This window comes from Streptomyces sp. NPDC029836 (assembly GCF_055574495.1).
In genome coordinates this window covers 1163539-1179540 of the sequence record NZ_JBVHZI010000001.1, presented here as the reverse complement: position 1 = coordinate 1179540, position 16002 = coordinate 1163539, and the positions used below count along the sequence as shown (strand labels likewise).

At 71.7% G+C, this 16002-nt stretch carries 15 protein-coding genes and 1 riboswitch; of the genes, 8 read left to right on the top strand and 7 right to left on the bottom strand.

What is annotated here, in order from left to right; genetic code table 11:
* Window positions 1-50: 50 nt before the first annotated feature.
* The 3 genes from ACZ4XJ_RS05425 (at window position 51) to ACZ4XJ_RS05415 (ending at window position 4213) form a co-directional block, all read left to right on the top strand.
* A complete protein-coding gene (locus ACZ4XJ_RS05425) occupies window positions 51-455 on the top strand; it encodes a hypothetical protein (RefSeq protein WP_362882262.1) in 405 nt (134 codons plus the stop codon).
* 155 nt (window positions 456-610) lie between these two features.
* A complete protein-coding gene (locus tag ACZ4XJ_RS05420) occupies window positions 611-2725 on the top strand; it encodes a phage holin family protein (protein WP_468495385.1) in 2115 nt (704 codons plus the stop codon).
* A gap of 75 nt (window positions 2726-2800) precedes the next feature.
* Window positions 2801-4213 carry an amino acid permease gene (locus ACZ4XJ_RS05415; RefSeq protein WP_468495384.1) on the top strand — a complete coding sequence of 471 codons (1413 nt, stop codon included), beginning with the start codon at window positions 2801-2803 and terminating at the stop codon, window positions 4211-4213.
* 121 nt (window positions 4214-4334) lie between these two features.
* On the opposite strand, the gene ACZ4XJ_RS05410 is transcribed toward ACZ4XJ_RS05415, so the two are convergent.
* Together ACZ4XJ_RS05410 and ACZ4XJ_RS05405 are read right to left on the bottom strand one after the other, a co-directional pair.
* Window positions 4335-5909 (bottom strand): RNA polymerase sigma factor, encoded by a 1575-nt coding sequence (locus ACZ4XJ_RS05410; RefSeq protein WP_362884242.1) that lies wholly within the window; start codon window positions 5907-5909, stop codon window positions 4335-4337.
* Between the two features lie 237 nt (window positions 5910-6146).
* Complete coding sequence (locus ACZ4XJ_RS05405; protein WP_468495383.1) at window positions 6147-6908, bottom strand: methyltransferase domain-containing protein; 762 nt, start codon at window positions 6906-6908, stop codon at window positions 6147-6149.
* A 57-nt stretch (window positions 6909-6965) separates the two neighbouring features.
* Window positions 6966-7058: riboswitch (ZMP/ZTP riboswitch) on the top strand.
* Window positions 7059-7085: 27 nt separating this feature from the next.
* Here ACZ4XJ_RS05405 and ACZ4XJ_RS05400 point away from each other — a divergent pair.
* From ACZ4XJ_RS05400 to ACZ4XJ_RS05390, 3 genes are all read left to right on the top strand, one after another.
* Window positions 7086-7955 carry a bifunctional 5,10-methylenetetrahydrofolate dehydrogenase/5,10-methenyltetrahydrofolate cyclohydrolase gene (locus ACZ4XJ_RS05400; protein WP_468495382.1) on the top strand — a complete coding sequence of 290 codons (870 nt, stop codon included), beginning with the start codon at window positions 7086-7088 and terminating at the stop codon, window positions 7953-7955.
* A 671-nt stretch (window positions 7956-8626) separates the two neighbouring features.
* Entirely contained in the window at window positions 8627-9103 is a 477-nt protein-coding gene (locus tag ACZ4XJ_RS05395; protein ID WP_468495381.1) for a nuclear transport factor 2 family protein, read from the top strand.
* An 88-nt stretch (window positions 9104-9191) separates the two neighbouring features.
* Entirely contained in the window at window positions 9192-9809 is a 618-nt protein-coding gene (locus ACZ4XJ_RS05390) for a TOPRIM nucleotidyl transferase/hydrolase domain-containing protein (RefSeq protein WP_468495380.1), read from the top strand.
* A 115-nt stretch (window positions 9810-9924) separates the two neighbouring features.
* On the opposite strand, the gene ACZ4XJ_RS05385 is transcribed toward ACZ4XJ_RS05390, so the two are convergent.
* Together ACZ4XJ_RS05385 and ACZ4XJ_RS05380 are read right to left on the bottom strand one after the other, a co-directional pair.
* Complete coding sequence (locus ACZ4XJ_RS05385) at window positions 9925-10185, bottom strand: hypothetical protein (RefSeq protein ID WP_468495379.1); 261 nt, start codon at window positions 10183-10185, stop codon at window positions 9925-9927.
* Between the two features lie 307 nt (window positions 10186-10492).
* Window positions 10493-12532, bottom strand: coding sequence for a TerD family protein (locus tag ACZ4XJ_RS05380; RefSeq protein WP_468495378.1), 2040 nt, complete (start codon window positions 12530-12532; stop codon window positions 10493-10495).
* A gap of 418 nt (window positions 12533-12950) precedes the next feature.
* On the opposite strand from ACZ4XJ_RS05380, the gene ACZ4XJ_RS05375 reads away from it, so the two are divergent.
* On the top strand, window positions 12951-13373 hold the full coding sequence (locus tag ACZ4XJ_RS05375; protein WP_468495377.1) for a hypothetical protein: 423 nt from the start codon (window positions 12951-12953) through the stop codon (window positions 13371-13373).
* Here the strand turns inward: ACZ4XJ_RS05375 and ACZ4XJ_RS05370 are convergent.
* The gene (locus ACZ4XJ_RS05370) at window positions 13359-14147 is read right to left on the bottom strand and encodes a helix-turn-helix domain-containing protein (RefSeq protein WP_468495376.1); all 789 of its coding nucleotides are present in this window, start codon (window positions 14145-14147) and stop codon (window positions 13359-13361) included. The two genes, ACZ4XJ_RS05375 and ACZ4XJ_RS05370, sit on opposite strands and share 15 nt — an antisense overlap.
* Window positions 14148-14300: 153 nt before the next feature.
* Here ACZ4XJ_RS05370 and ACZ4XJ_RS05365 point away from each other — a divergent pair, with 153 nt between their 5' ends.
* Window positions 14301-14606, top strand: coding sequence for a 4a-hydroxytetrahydrobiopterin dehydratase (locus ACZ4XJ_RS05365; protein WP_362884232.1), 306 nt, complete (start codon window positions 14301-14303; stop codon window positions 14604-14606).
* A 36-nt stretch (window positions 14607-14642) separates the two neighbouring features.
* Here the strand turns inward: ACZ4XJ_RS05365 and ACZ4XJ_RS05360 are convergent, their stop codons facing one another.
* Both ACZ4XJ_RS05360 and ACZ4XJ_RS05355 read right to left on the bottom strand, forming a co-directional pair.
* The gene (locus tag ACZ4XJ_RS05360) at window positions 14643-15068 is read right to left on the bottom strand and encodes an RICIN domain-containing protein (RefSeq protein ID WP_362884230.1); all 426 of its coding nucleotides are present in this window, start codon (window positions 15066-15068) and stop codon (window positions 14643-14645) included.
* A gap of 10 nt (window positions 15069-15078) precedes the next feature.
* Window positions 15079-15927 (bottom strand): aldo/keto reductase, encoded by an 849-nt coding sequence (locus tag ACZ4XJ_RS05355; protein ID WP_468495375.1) that lies wholly within the window; start codon window positions 15925-15927, stop codon window positions 15079-15081.
* Window positions 15928-16002: the final 75 nt, after the last annotated feature.

Here is a 16002-nt window from a genome sequence, read left to right as displayed (position 1 = left end):
CCTCGCGGTCCCCTCCTGCGCGGGCCCGGATCGGAGTAGGGTCGGGCGCCATGGATGAGCTGCGCGTGGCCGCGATCGCCAGCCTGGCCCCGCTCGAAGAACTCGACACCGATCCCTTCGCCGTGGACACCCGGAGCCAGCACGCCATGTGCGCGCGCTGGGCCGCCGACCGGGGCTACGTGATCACCCGACACCTGCTGTTCTACGGGTTGCGGGCCGACCACTGCGGACTGTGGTGCGACGTGGACGACGGCCGGATCGACCTGTTCGTCGCACCCAACCCGCGGGTCCTGGCCCGGGCGCTCGGCTCGGTCGAGGAGTTCGCCGCCGAGTGCGCGCGACGCGGCGTCCCGCTGGAGACCGCCGGACTCGACGAGCCGCAGTACACCTCGGCGATGAAGGCCGAGGTGCACCGCCGGCTCTCCATGCCGACGGCCGGCTACGACGGCACGTAGGTCCTCGCGCCACATCCCCGCGCCCCCACCGCCCCCGCCATTCGCCGTACGTCCGTGCGTCACCCGTGTCCGACGCACCGTCCCACCGCCCTGTGCGACGCTGGCCGGGGGGTCGCCGGCGGGGCGCGGCCCGGGACGGAAGACGGAGAACGGGCGTGGGGCGAGGGCGTTGGCGCTGGCGGGCCGCGGGCGGTGCGTTGGTGCGGGTGGTGATCGTGTGGGCGGTGTCCACGCTCACCCTGCTCGTCCTCGCCGGGATCCTGCCCGACTTCCGCCTCCAGTCCTCCGACAGCGACAGCATCACCCGGATCGGGCTGACCGCCGCCTGGGGCGCCGGGGCCTTCGGCCTGCTGAGCGCGCTGGTGTGGCCGGTGCTCGTACGGGCCCTGCTGCTGGTGCCGGCCCTGGTGCTCGGGCTGCTCGTGTTCTTCCTCAACGGCTCGATCCTGCTGATCGCGCTCAGCCTCATCCCGGACGGCCGCGGCGCCGCGGCCCCCGAGACGGCCGTCGTCGTCGCCGCGGTGATGTCCGCGGTGGCCTCCGCCACCTCCACCGCCCTCGCGGTCCGCGACGACGAGGCGTACCGGCGGCGGCTGTACCGGCTCGCCGACCGCAGGCGCCGCCGCCAGCGCCGTACGGGCACCGAGGGCGCGGCCGAGGCCGCGCCCGGGCTGGTCTTCCTCCAGCTCGACGGCGTCGGGTACGAGGTGCTGCGCCGGGCCGCCGCGGACGGCCTGATGCCGACCGTCGCCGACTGGCTGGAGCGCAGCCACCGCCTCGCCCCCTGGCGCACGGACTGGTCCAGCCAGACCGGCGCCAGCCAGCTCGGCATCCTGCACGGCTCCAACTTCGACGTACCGGCCTTCCGCTGGTACGAGAAGGACACCGGCGAGGTGATGGTCTGCAACCGGCCCACGAGCGCGGCCGAACTCCAGCGCCGGGCCGTGCGCCGCACCGGGGACGCCGGGCTCCTCACCCTCGACGGCGCCAGCCGGGGCAACCTGTTCGGCGGCGGGGCCGACCAGCTGGCGCTGGTGCTGTCCGTCGCCGCCCGGCGGGGGCGCGACAACCGCTCCCGCGCGGGCTACTTCGCGTACTTCTCCGACCCGGCGAACGCCGTCCGCACCGCCCTGTCCTTCACCGCCGAGGTGGGCCGTGAGATCGGCCAGTCGCTGCGCTCGCGGGCGCGGCGGACCGTGCCGCGGGTGGCGCGCGGCGGCCTGTACCCGGTGATCCGGGCCTTCGCGACGGTGATCGAGCGGGACGTGGTGGTCGCGGCGGTGATGGGGGACGTCCTGGCGGGCCGCGCCGCCGTCTACGCCGACCTCGTCGCGTACGACGAGGTCGCCCACCACTCGGGGCCGCACGGCGGGGACACCGACCGGGTACTGGCCCGGCTGGACCGGAGCCTCGCGCTGATCGCCCGGGCCACCGAGCACGCCCCGCGCGGCTACCGCTTCGTCCTGCTCTCCGACCACGGCCAGAGCCCGGGGGAGACCTTCCTGGGCCGCTACGGGCTCACGCTGAAGGACCTCGTCCGGGCGGGCTGCGGGCTGCCGGTCTCCCGGCGGGCCGGCGGCACGCGCAGCGGGGCCGAGGCCCGTGCGTCGGTGCTGGCGGCCCTGCACCGGCCGGAGGACGAGGACGAGGACGCCCGGCCGCCGGCGGGCTCCGACCCGGTGGTGCTGGCCTCGGGCAACCTCGCGTTGATCTCCTTCCCGGACCTGCCCGGCCGGGCCACGCGCCGGGCGATCGAGCGGGCCCACCCCGCCCTGTTGGCCACCCTGGCCAACCACCCCGGGGTCGGTTTCCTGCTGGTGGACGGCGAGGTGCTGGGCCCGCACGGCGCGTCGGCGCGGCTCGACGTACCGGGCGCGGCGGAGGAGCTGCTGGCGCCGTTCGGCCCGGGCGCGGCCGGGGCGGTCCGCCGGACGGACTCCTTCCCGCACGTGGCCGACATCATGGTCAACTCGGCGTACGACCCGGTGACCGGGGCCGTGCACGCCTTCGAGGAGCAGATCGGCTCGCACGGCGGCCTGGGCGGGGAGCAGGCGCGCCCGTTCCTGATGTGGCCCACCGACCTGTCCGATCCGGGCGGGGAGCTGGTGGGGGCCGAAGCCGTGCACGTCGTCCTGCGGCGCTGGCTCCGGGAGGCGGACGGCCCCCAGGTCCCGCTCACCTGCCGGCAGGCGGAGGATCCCCGGCCGGAGCCCGAACCGGGCGGAACCTTTCCTTCCGTAGGGGTGCCCGCACCGGACGAAACCCGGTGATTTGGTACGGAGTTCACGGTGCCCGACCATGGGGCATCCTGCCCAGCATGTGAGACATCCCGAGGCGCACCACCCATGACCAGCACCGCAGCCCCGACCACCACCCGGGCCACGGCCCCCGCGGCGACCACGGACCCCACGGACCCCACCGCCCCGGGCGGTGCGGGCCCGCACCGCCCCCGCTTCGGCCTCCCGGTCGCCCTCTGCCTGGTCATGGGCAACATCATCGGCGGCGGGATCTTCCTGCTCCCGGCCTCGGTGGCGCCCTTCGGCACCATCAGCCTGGTCGCCTTCGCCCTCCTGACCCTCGGCGCGATCTCCCTCGCCCTGGTCTTCGGCCGCCTCGCCGAACGGCACCCGCGCACCGGGGGCCCGTACGTCTACGTCCGCGCCGCGTTCGGCGACTTCGCGGGCTTCCTCGCCGCCTACAGCTACTGGATCACCGCGTGGGTCTCGAACGCCGCCCTCGCGGTGGCGGCCGTCGGCTACCTCACGGTGCTGTTCCCCGCGATCGGGGACCACACCTGGTCGCTGTGCCTGGCGGCCCTGACCGTCCAGTGGCTGCCCGCCCTGGCCAACCTGGCCGGCACCCGGTACGTGGGCGCCGTCCAGGTCGTGGCGACCGTACTGAAGCTGCTGCCCCTGCTGCTGGTCGCCGTCGGCGGGCTGTTCTTCTTCGACCCGGCCAACCTCGGCCCCTTCCGGGCCGGCGACCAGAGCGCCGTCGGCGCGGTCTCCGCCTCCGCCGCGATCCTGCTCTTCAGCTACCTCGGCGTCGAGTCCGCCGCCGTCAGCGCCGGCGAGGTCCGCGATCCGGCCCGCAACGTGGGCCGGGCCACCGTCCTCGGCACCGCGGGCGCCGCCGCCGTGTACCTGCTCGGCACCCTCGCCGTGTTCGGCCTGGTCCCGCACGGCGAGCTGGTCTCCTCACAGGCCCCCTTCAGCGACGCCGTCAACGCCATGTTCGGCGGCACCTGGGGCGGCACGCTCGTCGCCTGCGCCGCGGTGATCTCGATGCTCGGCGCCCTCAACGGCTGGACGCTGCTCAGCGCGCAGACCCCGTACGCGGCCGCCCGGGACGGGCTCTTCCCGAAGGCCTTCGCGGTCGAGCGGCGCGGCGTCCCGGTGGTGGGCGTCCTCGTCACCGTGACCCTGGCCTCCGGCCTCACCGTCTACAACTACACGGCCGGCTCCGAGGGCGTCTTCGAGGTGCTGGTCCTGGTCACCACCTTCACCGCGACCGTCCCGTACCTGCTCTCCACCGCCGCGCAGCTGTACTTCCTGGCCTCGGGGCGGGCCGACGAGGTCGCGCGGGGCCGCCTGGTCCGCGACGCCGTCATGGCCTGCCTGGCCTTCGGCTTCTCCATGTGGCTGGTCGCGGGCTCCGGCTACGCGGCCGTCTACCAGGGCGTCCTGTTCCTCTTCGCGGGCGTCCTCGTGCACGCCCTGATGGCCGCCCGCCGCCGCGCGACCGGCTCCACTCCCTGACCGGGGCCGGACACGACGAAACCCCGGGGATCCGGCGCGGCCCGCGCCGGATCCCCGGGGTTTCGTCGTGCCGTGCACGCCCCGGGGCCGGTGTTCCGGCGTCCCGGGGCTCCCCGACGTCCTAGTCGAGGTAGTCGCGCAGCACCTGCGAACGCGACGGGTGGCGCAGCTTCGACATGGTCTTCGACTCGATCTGACGGATGCGCTCACGGGTGACCCCGTACACGCGACCGATCTCGTCGAGGGTCTTCGGCTGGCCGTCGTTGAGGCCGTAACGCATGGAGACCACGCCCGCCTCGCGCTCGGAGAGCGTCCCCAGGATCGACTGGAGCTGCTCCTGGAGGAAGGTGAACGACACCGCGTCGGCCGGTACGACCGCCTCGGAGTCCTCGATCAGGTCACCGAACTCGCTGTCGCCCTCCTCACCCAGCGGGGTGTGCAGGGAAATCGGCTCACGGCCGTACTTCTGGACCTCGATGACCTTCTCGGGGGTCATGTCGAGTTCCTTGCCCAGCTCCTCCGGAGTGGGCTCCCGGCCGAGGTCCTGGAGCATCTGACGCTGCACGCGGGCGAGCTTGTTGATGATCTCGACCATGTGCACGGGGATGCGGATGGTGCGCGACTGGTCGGCCATGGCACGCGTGATCGCCTGCCGGATCCACCAGGTCGCGTACGTGGAGAACTTGAAGCCCTTGGTGTAGTCGAACTTCTCCACCGCGCGGATCAGACCGACGTTGCCCTCCTGGATCAGGTCCAGGAAGAGCATGCCGCGGCCGGTGTAGCGCTTGGCCAGCGAGACCACGAGACGGAGGTTGGCCTCCAGCAGGTGGTTCTTGGCACGCCGGCCGTCCTCGACGAGGATCTCCAGCTCGCGCTTGAACGCGGGCTTGTGGTCCTCCTCCTCTTCGAGCTTGTACTCGGAGAACAGGCCCGCCTCGATGCGCTTGGCGAGCTCGACCTCCTGCTCGGCGTTGAGGAGCGGCACCTTGCCGATCAGCTTCAGGTAGTCCTTGACGGGGTCGGCGGTGGCACCGGCCACCATGACCGTCTGCGCCGGGGCGTCGTCCTCGTCGTCGTCGGACAGGACGAAGCCCTGGGTGCCGCCGATCTTGGGGGCCTCCTCCTCCGGCTCGTCGGCGAGGTCCTCGGCTGCCCAGTCCTCGCCCACGGCGGCGGGGGTCTCGCCCTCGTCGGAGTCCTTCGCGCCCTTCTTGCCGGCGGCGGTCTTCTTGGTCGCCGTCGCCTTCTTGGCGGCGGTCTTCTTGACCGTGCGCTTCTTGGGCTCGGCGGCGGCCTCGGCCGCCACCTCCTCCTCGGCGCCGGTCGACGAAGCGGATATCGCCGCCGCGGTGGCCGGGACCGCCGTCTTGCGCGCGCCGATGGGGCGCGGCGCGGCGGCCGCCTTCTTGGTCACGGTGCGGGCCGGGGCCGCGGCCGCCTTGCGGGGCTTCTTGGCGGGAGCCTTGGCGGCGGGGGCGGCGCTGACGTGGAGGGCGACGCCCTCCTCGTCCAGGACCTGGTTCAGGCTGCGCAGGACCCGCTTCCACTGGTCCACCGGGATGCGTCCGGCCTCGAAGGCCTGGCGCACGTCGTCACCGTTGATGTGACCCTGCTCGCGGCCGCGCTCGACGAGCGCGACGAGGGCCTCCGATTCGGCGATCTCCGGAGGGAACGTACGGGACGGGCTGAGCGACACAAGGAGCCTCTCGTTGCGAACAGATAAGGGGTGAGCGGGACATCATCGCGCGAACTCGGGAAACAGACCCGAGGGGGGTCTGTATTCCGGGGCCGCGCGAGGACACCTGTCGGTTCATCGCATGCCCGAGTCGATTCGTTACGCGCTGAATTGAGTGACCTGCGCCACGCTGTGGCCGCGCAACCGATCCGGCGAAGATCCGTCCGCTCCGCGAACGCCTTTCCGTAGGCCCTCCTCTCAGTCCGTTTTGCGGGCTTCGATGAGGAAACGGGCGGTATGCGCGACGAACGGGCCCTCGCGTTCGATCCGTTCGTGGAGCTCGCGCAGCCGGTCCCGGTACTGCCCGACCGTGAAGCCGGGCACCATCCAGATCACCTTCCGTAGAAAGTAGATCACGGCTCCGATGTCATGGAACTCCGTCCGCAGTCGTTCGGAACGCAGATCGAGCACTTCCAGGCCCGCCTTCGTGGCGTCGCTCACCGCGTCGTCGGGGTGCCGGCCGCGCCGGACGTGTTCCGGCTGCGGGCCGAGGAAGTACTCGACGAGCTCGAAGACGCTCGCCGGGCCGACCTGCTGGGAGAGGTAGGCGCCACCCGGCGTCAACACCCGGGCGATCTCGTCCCACCAGATGGTCACCGGGTGTCGACTGGTGACCAGCTCGAAGGCCCCGTCGCCGAAGGGCAGCGGAGGTTCGTCGGCGTCCGCGACCACCACCGCGCCCAAGGGGTGCAACAGGCGGGTCGCCTTCTCGATGTTCGGCGGCCACGATTCGGTGGCCGCCATCAGCGGCGGCAGCGGGCCCGATCCGGCGAGCACCTCACCGCCCCCGGTCTGGATGTCCAGAGCGGAGCGCACCCCGGCCAGCCGCTCGCCGAGGAGCCGCTGGTAGCCCCAGGAGGGCCGCTGCTCGGTCGCCCGCCCGTCGAGCCAGGAGAAGTCCCAGCCGTCCACGGACACGGATTCGGCCTCGGCGACGAGATGGTCGAAAGTGCGCGTCATGTCTCGATCGTCCCAGCTCCGGTGCCGGGGAACCAGTGGATAAGTCGACTACAGTGGGCGGCGGGCCGTGACTGGCGTTCGGGTGGATCACCACCGGGGAGCGGCCCGGCGTACTCCGTACGTCGACTGCCGCGCGCCTGGGCGAACCGCGATCCGCAGCGACGTTCAGGAGACCCCATGACGACTGCCACTGCCCAGCTGATGGACGGCACCGCCGTCGCCCGCCGCATCTCGGAGCGGACCGCCGCCCTCGCGGCGAAGATCACCGAGCGCACCGGCACCGCCCCCTGCCTGGCCACCGTGCTCGTCGGCGAGGACCCGGCCTCCGTCACCTACGTACGCATGAAGCAGAACCGTTGCGCCAAGGCCGGCATCACCTCCCGCCACGTGGAACTGCCGGCCGCGACCACCACCGAGGAACTGGTCGCCGCCCTCACCGAGCTCTCGGCGGACCCGCGGATCAGCGGCATCCTGCTGCAGCACCCCGTCCCGGACCACATCGACGAGCGCGCCGCCTTCGAGGCCATCGCCCCCGGCAAGGACGTCGACGGGGTCACCATGCACTCCTTCGCCGCCATGGGCTTCGGGCTGCCCGGCTTCGTCTCCTGCACCCCCGGCGGCATCATGCGCCTGCTGGAGGCCTACGACGTGGACCTCACCGGCAAGCACGCCGTCGTCGTCGGCCGCAGCGCCATCCTCGGCAAGCCGGCCGGCATGCTGCTGCTGGAGCGCAACGCCACGGTCACCTACTGCCACTCCCGCACCGTCGACCTGCCCTCGATCGTGCGGCAGGCGGACGTGCTGGTGGCCGCCGTCGGCAAGGCCGAGTTCATCCGCGGCGAGGACATCAAGCCGGGCGCGGTCGTACTGGACGCCGGCTACAACGCCGGCAACGTCGGCGACGTCCACTTCGAGTCGGCCGCCGCCCGTGCCTCCCTGATCACCCCGGTGCCCGGCGGCGTCGGCCCGATGACCATCGCCGTCCTGCTGGAGCAGACGGTGCAGGCCGCGGCCGCCCAGGCCGGCCTGGACCTCGCGGCACTCTGACCCCACCCCACCCGACCCGGCGCGACGGCGTCCGGCTCGCCGCGGCCGGGGGTGCGGCGCGGGGGCCCGCGGACGTTCCTGACCGTCCGGAGCCGTCTCCGGTCGTCCCCCGGGGGGCCCGGCCGTCCGTGGTGCGTCCCAGGCCCTCCGTGGTCGTCCCCGGTCGTCCCGGGCCGGACGGGTCCGCTCCGCACCCGACCGTCGCGCGCGGCGTTCCGTTCGGGCCGGGCCGGGGCGGGCCGGGGCTGACCTGGGCGTCGGCGCGGCGGGCCGGTTCGGCCCGGAGGCGGTCGGGGGCCGTCCTCGCACACCCGCTCGGCGGCCGTCCGGGGCTGACGGACGGCGGCGGCCGGTTCGCCGGGACCCCGGTCGCGCGGCGCGACGTCGTAGGCGCCGGCCCGCACAGCGGCCCCGGACGGGCGCACGAGGATGGCAGCCCGTCGCCGATGACCGATGCGCGGTGGACCTGCCGGATCCCGACCGGCGACCACCACGTCGGCGGCCCCGTCGTCACACTCCGGGCGACGAACCCGCGCGGGGCACGGCCGTCGGGGTCGGACGAGGCGGCGACATGCCCCGACAACGTCCGTGAGCCGCAAGGGCGTTCGGCGGCTTGGTGTGACGCCGGAACACAGTGGTGACGGTTCCCACCGTCCTGCTAGGAAGAGGCTATGGACACCGAAGACCTCGACCCCATGTACCGCCTGATCGCCGAGCGGGCCTGTGAGCGCGTGATCCTGGAGTTCGTCCGTGAACTCGATCTAGGTCACCCCGGCGACGTGGCCGAGCTCTTCACCGAGGACGGGGTCTGGGAGTGGCCCTTCGACGGTCGAAGGTCCCAGGGACACGAAGCACTCAGGGCCTACTTCGGCTCCCGACCCGCGGACCGGCTCTCGCGCCGCCTGTGCACGAACATCGTGGTCACGCTCACCTCTGCCACCACGGCGAACGCGACCACCTACTTCACGACCTACCGCGTCGACGGGCACACCGGGGCCGGCTACGTGCCGCCGCGGATTCCCACCCAGGTGGGGCACTATGAGGACGCGTTCCGCAGGGTTGACGGCCGTTGGCTGCTCAGCCGCCGATCCCTGTTCCTGTCCTTCGCCGGCCACACAGACCGCCTCGCGCCGCCCGACCAGCCGTAGCGGTCGGACGGAGGGTCGGTCGGCGGCGCGGTCCGGGCCCGCCGGAAAATGTCGTGCCGCGACGCCGGTCGCGGGGCAGACTCGCCGCATGGTGGACATGGGGGCATTCCGGGAAGCGGTGGACGGCTGGGCGGCCGGCGGGGCAGGCGGCCCGGCCGCTGATCTGGCCACGGGGCTCGGGCTGCGGACGGCGGTACTGCTGGAGGGGCCGAGCGACCTCGAAGCCGTCGAGGCCCTGGCCGAACGACACGGCCGTGACCTCGCCGCCGAAGGGGTGTCCGTCGTGTCGATGCGCGGGGCGATGAACGTCGCCCGGTACGCCGCCCTGCTCGGGCCCCCCGGACTGGGCCTGAGCCTGACCGGACTGTGCGACGAGAACGAGCAGGGCTTCTACGAGCGCGGCTTGGAGCGGGCCGGCACACCGGACGCGACCTTCTTCGTGTGCGCCGCGGACCTGGAGGACGAACTCATCCGCACGCTCGGCACGACGCGCGTCGAGGAGATCATCGAAGCCGAGGGCGACATCCGCGCCTGGCGGACCCTGCTGCACCAACCCGCCCACCAAGGCCGCCCCCGGCGACGGCTGCTGCGCCGCTTCCTCGGCACGCGCAAGGGCCGCAAGATCCACTACGCCCGCCTCCTGACGGAGTCCCTCCCCGCGGGCCAGGCCCCGACCCCCCTCGCGAACCTCCTCGCAAACCTGTGACCTGTCCGGCCGGACCGTGCGCGGCAACGAACATGCCACGTTGCTCATGCGGGGCCACGGCCGGGCCCCGAAAACCGAGACCAGCCTGCCCAAGCAGGCACTGTCGCCTCGGGTGCTACCGGCCCGACTTCCAATCCGCATCGAGGATGGCGGCGTGCACGGCAGCAACGATCATCGTGATCGAAAGAACGCCGCCCACCCAATTCTTCGGATTGCCGAGGATCGAGCCCACAAATGCCGTCCCGTAGATGATCGCCGCGTACACCGCCGGTACTGCCATGCTCACGACACGCTTCTTGGCTGCGATGAAAAATAGAGGCGGCGCGAGCAGGCCTGCCGATGCCGTGACCGCGACGATCCAGACGATCTTGTGCACTGTGTTCGTGTACATGCGAGCCTGGATGGGCGCGCTGACGTATGGGTTCGACATGACTCCCCTTGACGTAACAGATATCTGGTGTGACCTACGGGCCTCTTGGCCCGACGGGGTTTCGAGTGCTACGCGGACTGCCGCTTCCTCCAAATGGGGATCCAGGCCGCATGTCAATCGTGGGTTGGATGACGCGGGCACCGAGCGGTCAACCGCGGGTCGGTGAGGACCGCCATGCGTCGCGGCCATCGTCGTTTCCCCCGGCAGTGCTGGCACAGGAGAGAATCGGTGGTTTTCCCCGAGCTCAGGACGGTCATCCCGTTCCGGCAAGTTCTTTCTTCGGCGCTTGCCGGGACGTCGGGCCGTCCAGGTGGACCACCACGTTCGTGTAGAAGCGGTGAACGGCGTCGTCGACGCTGCGGATGAAACCGGACTCGGTGTTCCCGCGGCTGTTTCCCATGCTCTTGAACAGGGACAGGCGGAAGCCGGTGATGCGGGTGTTGTTGTTCTGGGGGAGCATGCCCCCCGGCTCCGGGCGGAGCCTTTCCAGCGTGCCCCGTGGCCCTCCCGTCCCTCCTTCGACCCGGGTTTCGATGTGGAGGTCCGCCGGCGCCTCCGCCAGTCGTCGGACGAGGCGTTTGGCCCAGGTCAACGGGTAACCCTGCTCGGGTGCGGGGAACTCGATCGAGGTGCGGAGCTTGCCGGTACGCAAGTCGGCGCAGATCCCCAGGATTCCGGGCGCACCATCCATCCTTAGCTCTGCCTGAAGCTTGCCGTCGAGGCAGAGCTGATCGGCGAAGTGGATGCGGCGGCTCCTCGGATCCGCTCCACGCTCGGCCCGCTGGACGGGCAGGACCTTCTGTCCGAGTTCACCACCGAGGCTGAGGCAGATCTGACGGATGAGTTGTTCCCAGCTCTCGACCACGTCCAAGGCGCGCGGGTCGCCCTGACACAGCGTTTCGTCGTTGATTCCGTTGCGTACGGGAACCCACGCCGATCCCATGTTCTGGAATCCGTGGCAGCCGGAGTTGTCGTGCCACAGGTAGTGGAGCAGCTCTTGGAGCAGCCAGGCGTGTGCCTTGTCCCCGACGCCCTCGTACCGGATCAGCATCTGCGCCTGGTAGGTGACTTCGGCCCAGGACAGGTGCCAGAGCGCCACCTTGTGCTTGCGCCGCCCGTCGATCTTGATGTCGACGAGCGGGCTGCCTTCCAATGCCACATCGTTCGACAGCGTGATCACGGCCTCGTAGCCACGACGCGCAGCGATGTCCACGTACGCCTGCACCTGTTCGGACTTCAGTTCGTTGGCGTTGGTCTTGGTCTCCACCAGGGCGGTCCAGAGCTTGCCCGCCCGTTCGACACGAATCACCCCGTCGGGACGCCGGGGCGTATCGCCGTGCGGTAGGGAAACCTCGGTGAACGTCTCCATGCGGCCCGCCGGCGCTCCGAATGCCGCGGTGAGTCTCCGTCCGAATTCCGGCACCTGCGCCATCACCGAAAGCAGTACTGACGTGGCGCGCATCTCTCGGTCACGGTCGCTCTTGAGCGCCGAGAGCGGGAAGAGCCTGGCCTGTTGCCAGGAGTCGTTGTCCGCCAGGGACTTCCGGGTGACGCTGGGCAGCGTGACCTTCTTCTTGACGGTGCGGGGCCTCGCCACCTTCCTCGGCGCCCCCTCGTCGACGGGCGGACGGGGATCCGGAATCGAGCCCGGAGGGACTTGAGGCAGCCGCCCAACTGCCGGAGCGGAGATGGGCGTGACGGTCTCCGCGCTGCTCGCCGCACCGTTCGACAGGTCCTCCGCGTCCGCGCCGTCATCGATGTCGACACCGAAGTCCGCCGCCAGACCCGCCAGGCCGGCGTCGTAGCCCTGTCCGACAGCACGGAACTTCCACTCTTCCTCCCGTCGGTACAACTCGCCGAAGATGATCGCGCTCACCGTGCCGGCATCGTCAATGGCGTAACTGAGAAGCCTCTCCCCGCCCCCATCGACCAATGTCACCTTCAGGTCTTCCAGTTCCCCGAAGCCGGCTCCCTCGTAGCGGCTCGCCGCCACGACCATCCGCTCGATGCCGGGTGGAACCGCGGTGAGGTCGAAGCTGATGCGGTCCTCGTCGCCGCTTTTCGTCGGTGTCTTCCCGAGCAGTTGCACGCTTCCATCAGCGGCAACCGCGTTGTTGTAGAAGTAGAAGTCGCCGTCACCGCGTACTTTGCCGTTCGCGTCGAGCAGCAGGACGGACACGTCCGCGTCGCCCTGACCGGTCGGACTGACCCAACTCAAAGCGACGATCAACGAGCCGACGTTCTCGCTCAGCCCGGCCAGTGCCACATTGGAACCCTTGATCATTTCAAGCATGAAACCCCCCAGATTTCGCCACTCGGGCATCCGGCCACCCCGCTGAGCTGCCCACCCGGAGCCCCTGCGGTGTGACGCGCGACACAATCAGGAACTGTAGTGCCCGATAGCGAGCTCATGGGGGCGTCCGGGAACACAAGCGCAAGAACCGAGGTGCAACAAGGCGGCTTCAGCGGTTCCGCCGGCCCGACCGTGTCGACGGGCCTCCGAGGTGGGCCCGGTGCGGAGCGTGAGCGGATCCACCGGGGCGTGGCGCGGCCGCCGGCGCGCGTTTCTCAGGGGAGGGGCTTACGTGGGAGGTAATCGACCCCGGTCCGGGGCGGCGGCACAGTGGGCGCATCGGGTTCCGGGGGCGCGCACTCGCCTCCGGGGTCCGGTACCCAGCCCGCGCACCCGACCTCGATGGAGGCTGACCGCCATGTCCGCGACCCTGTTCGGTATCGCCCGCACCACCGTCCCCCGGACCGCCCTACGCCGCTTCCTCGCGCTGGACGCCGTCGTCACCTCCGGGAACGGCCTGGCGTACGCGGCCTTCTCCGCCCCGCTCGGCCGCCTGCTCGGCGTCGACGGGAGGCTCCTGCTCGGCCTCGGGGTCTTCCTGCTCCTGTACGGCGCCGGCGTGGGACTGCTCGCCACCCGGCCCCGGCCGGCCGGCTTCCCGGTGAAGATGGTGATCGAGGCCAACTACGCCTGGGCGGTGCTCAGTCTGGTCGCCCTGTTCATCGGCCCGGCGCCCACCACCGCGGGCGCGGTGTGGATCCCGGCGCAGGCGCTGACCGTCGCCTCGTTCGCGCTGCTCCAGCAACTGGCGCTGCGCGCATCGGAGTCAGGAAGCCGTTGAGCGCAGGTACTTCGCCGTCGCCGCGTCGGCCGGCAGGAGCGTTTCGATGGCCAGCTCGGCGACGGTCACGTCCATCGGCGTGTTGAAGGTGGAGATCGACGACACGAAGGACAGGATCTGCCCGTCGTGTTCGACGCGCAGCGGCAGCGCGATGTACGGGACCTGCTCGCGGGCCTCGGTGTCGCCGGGTCGGTCCGCGACCGGGTACGCGGCGACCTCCTCGTACAGGGCGCGCAGCGCGGGGGAGCGGGCCAGCGCGATCTGTCGCTCCATCTGCTCCAACAGGTGACCGCGCCACTCGCGCAGGTTGTGGATCCGCCGGGCGAGACCCTCCGGGTGCAGGGTGATCCGCATGACGTTCAGGGGCGGGGCCAGCAGGTGTTCCGGCATCCCGTCGAGGAGCGCCATCACGGCCCGGTTCGCGGCGACGACGTCGTACGTGGCGTCGACCACCAGGGCCGGGTACGGCTCGTAGGCCGTCATCAGCCGTTCCAGGCTCTCGCGGAGCACCTCCATGGCCGGGGCGTCCAGCGCCGTGTGCGCGTACCGCGGGGCGTAACCCGCCGCCACCAGAAGGGCGTTGCGGTCCCGTACCGGTACGTCGAGGTGCTCGGCGAGCCGCAGCACCATCTCCTCGCTCGGCCGGGACCGGCCCGTCTCCACGAAGCTGATGTGTCGGGAGGAGGAGTCGGCGCGGCCCGCCAGCTCCAACTGGCTGATGCCGCGCCGCTCCCGCCAGGTGCGCAGCAGATGTCCCACAGTCGCCGTCGTCATGGCTCCGACGTTAGCCGAGGAGCGCGGCGGCGAAGCCCCTCGGGGACACGCACGGACCGTGCCGCGGAGGGGCCCGCGCGGGCCGTGCTGTGCGAACCTTGACCCCACGTCACGGACGTACGACGGGCGTACCCGAGGATGAGGAGCCGGTGCATGCCGAGTGAGCCGCTGTCGCAGAAGGAGATCGAGGACCGCCTGCGGGAACTCCCGGGTTGGGCCTTCGAGGACGACCGGATCGTCCGCACCTACCGGTTGGGCACGCACTTCGCGGCCGGCGCCCTGGTCGTCCACATCGCCGCCGTCCAGGAAGAGTTGAACCACCACTCGGACCTGACCCTCGGCTACAACACCGTCAGGTTGTCGGTCAACAGCCACGACGCCGGCGGCGCCGTCACCGCGACCGACTTCGCGCTCGCCGAACGCGTCGAGACCCTCGCCCCGGCCCACGGCGCGAGCTGAACCCGTCGTGGGGGCCGGGGACGAGGGCCCGCTCCACTACACCGGCTCCAGCCGCCACCACTGGGACGGGGAGTCGGTGTCCTCGCCCTGACGGGCCCGGCCCTCCTCATCGGCCTCCAGGGACAGCCCGCTGATGCAGGCGATCAGCGACACCACCCCGGGGTCGTCCAGGTGCCGCTCGACGAGCCACTCCTGGGCGCCGAAGGCGTTGGGCCGCCACACCTGCACCCGGGCGCCGGCGTCCGTCGAGGCGTTCGCGACGTCCAGGCGCCGCTCGTTGTCCTCGCTCACCACGTGGAAGACGCCGCCCCCGCTGTGCACGGGGGAGATCCGCCAGCGGCGGGCCGTCGCCGGCGCGGGCGGCCCGTCCGGGCCGACCCGCACCCGCGAGGCGCCCTCCAACTGGAGCACCAGCCCGCTCTCGACGTTCCTGATCCGGTAGAGCCCGTCGGAAAGGTTCACGCCGGCGCCCTCAGACGTCGAAGACGGCCGGGTCCGGCCCGATGCGCCGGCCCGCCGCGCTCGCGCCGAGGGCGTCCAGCGCGGCGAGGTCGGCGGCGTCCAGCTCGAACCCGAAGACGTCCAGGTTCTCCCGGATCCGGGCGGGGGTCACGGACTTCGGGATCACCACGTTGCCCAGCTGGAGGTGCCAGCGCAGCACCACCTGGGCGGCGCTGCGGCCGTGCCGGGCGGCGATCTCCGCGACGGCGGGCAGCGTCAGCAGCTCCTTGCCCTGACCCAGCGGGGACCAGGCCTCGGTGGCGATGCCCCGCTCCGCGTGCAGGGCGCGCAGCTCCTCCTGCGGGAACAGCGGGTGGAGCTCGATCTGGTTCACGGCGGGCACGAGGTCGCTCACCTCGCCGAGCCGCTCCAGGTCCCGGGGACGGAAGTTCGACACGCCGACCGCCTTCGCCCGACCGTCGGCGGCGATCTCCTCGAAGGTCTTCCAGATGGTGAGGAAGTCCTCGCGCATCGGGCGCGGCCAGTGGATCAGGTACAGGTCGACGTGGTCGAGGCCCAGCTTGCCGAGCGAGTCCTCGAAGGCGCGCAGCACCGCGTCCCGGTCCCAGGTCCGCTTCGGCCCGTTCCACAGCTTGGTGGTGACGAACAGCTCCGCGCGCGGCAGGCCGGACTCGGCGAGCGCCCGCCCGGTGCCCTCCTCGTTGCCGTACACGGCCGCCGTGTCGATGCTGCGGTAGCCGGCCTCCAGGGCGGTGCCGACGGCCTGTCGCGCCTCGGAGTCCGGGACCTGCCAGACGCCGTAGCCGAGCCGGGGCATGAGCGTGCCGTTGTTGAGCTTGACGGTGGGGACCTGGTTCACGTGCGGTCGATTCCCTCGGGTCGGTGCGGTCGCGGCCCGCCACGGGGTACGGGTACGGGCCACGGTGTACGGGGG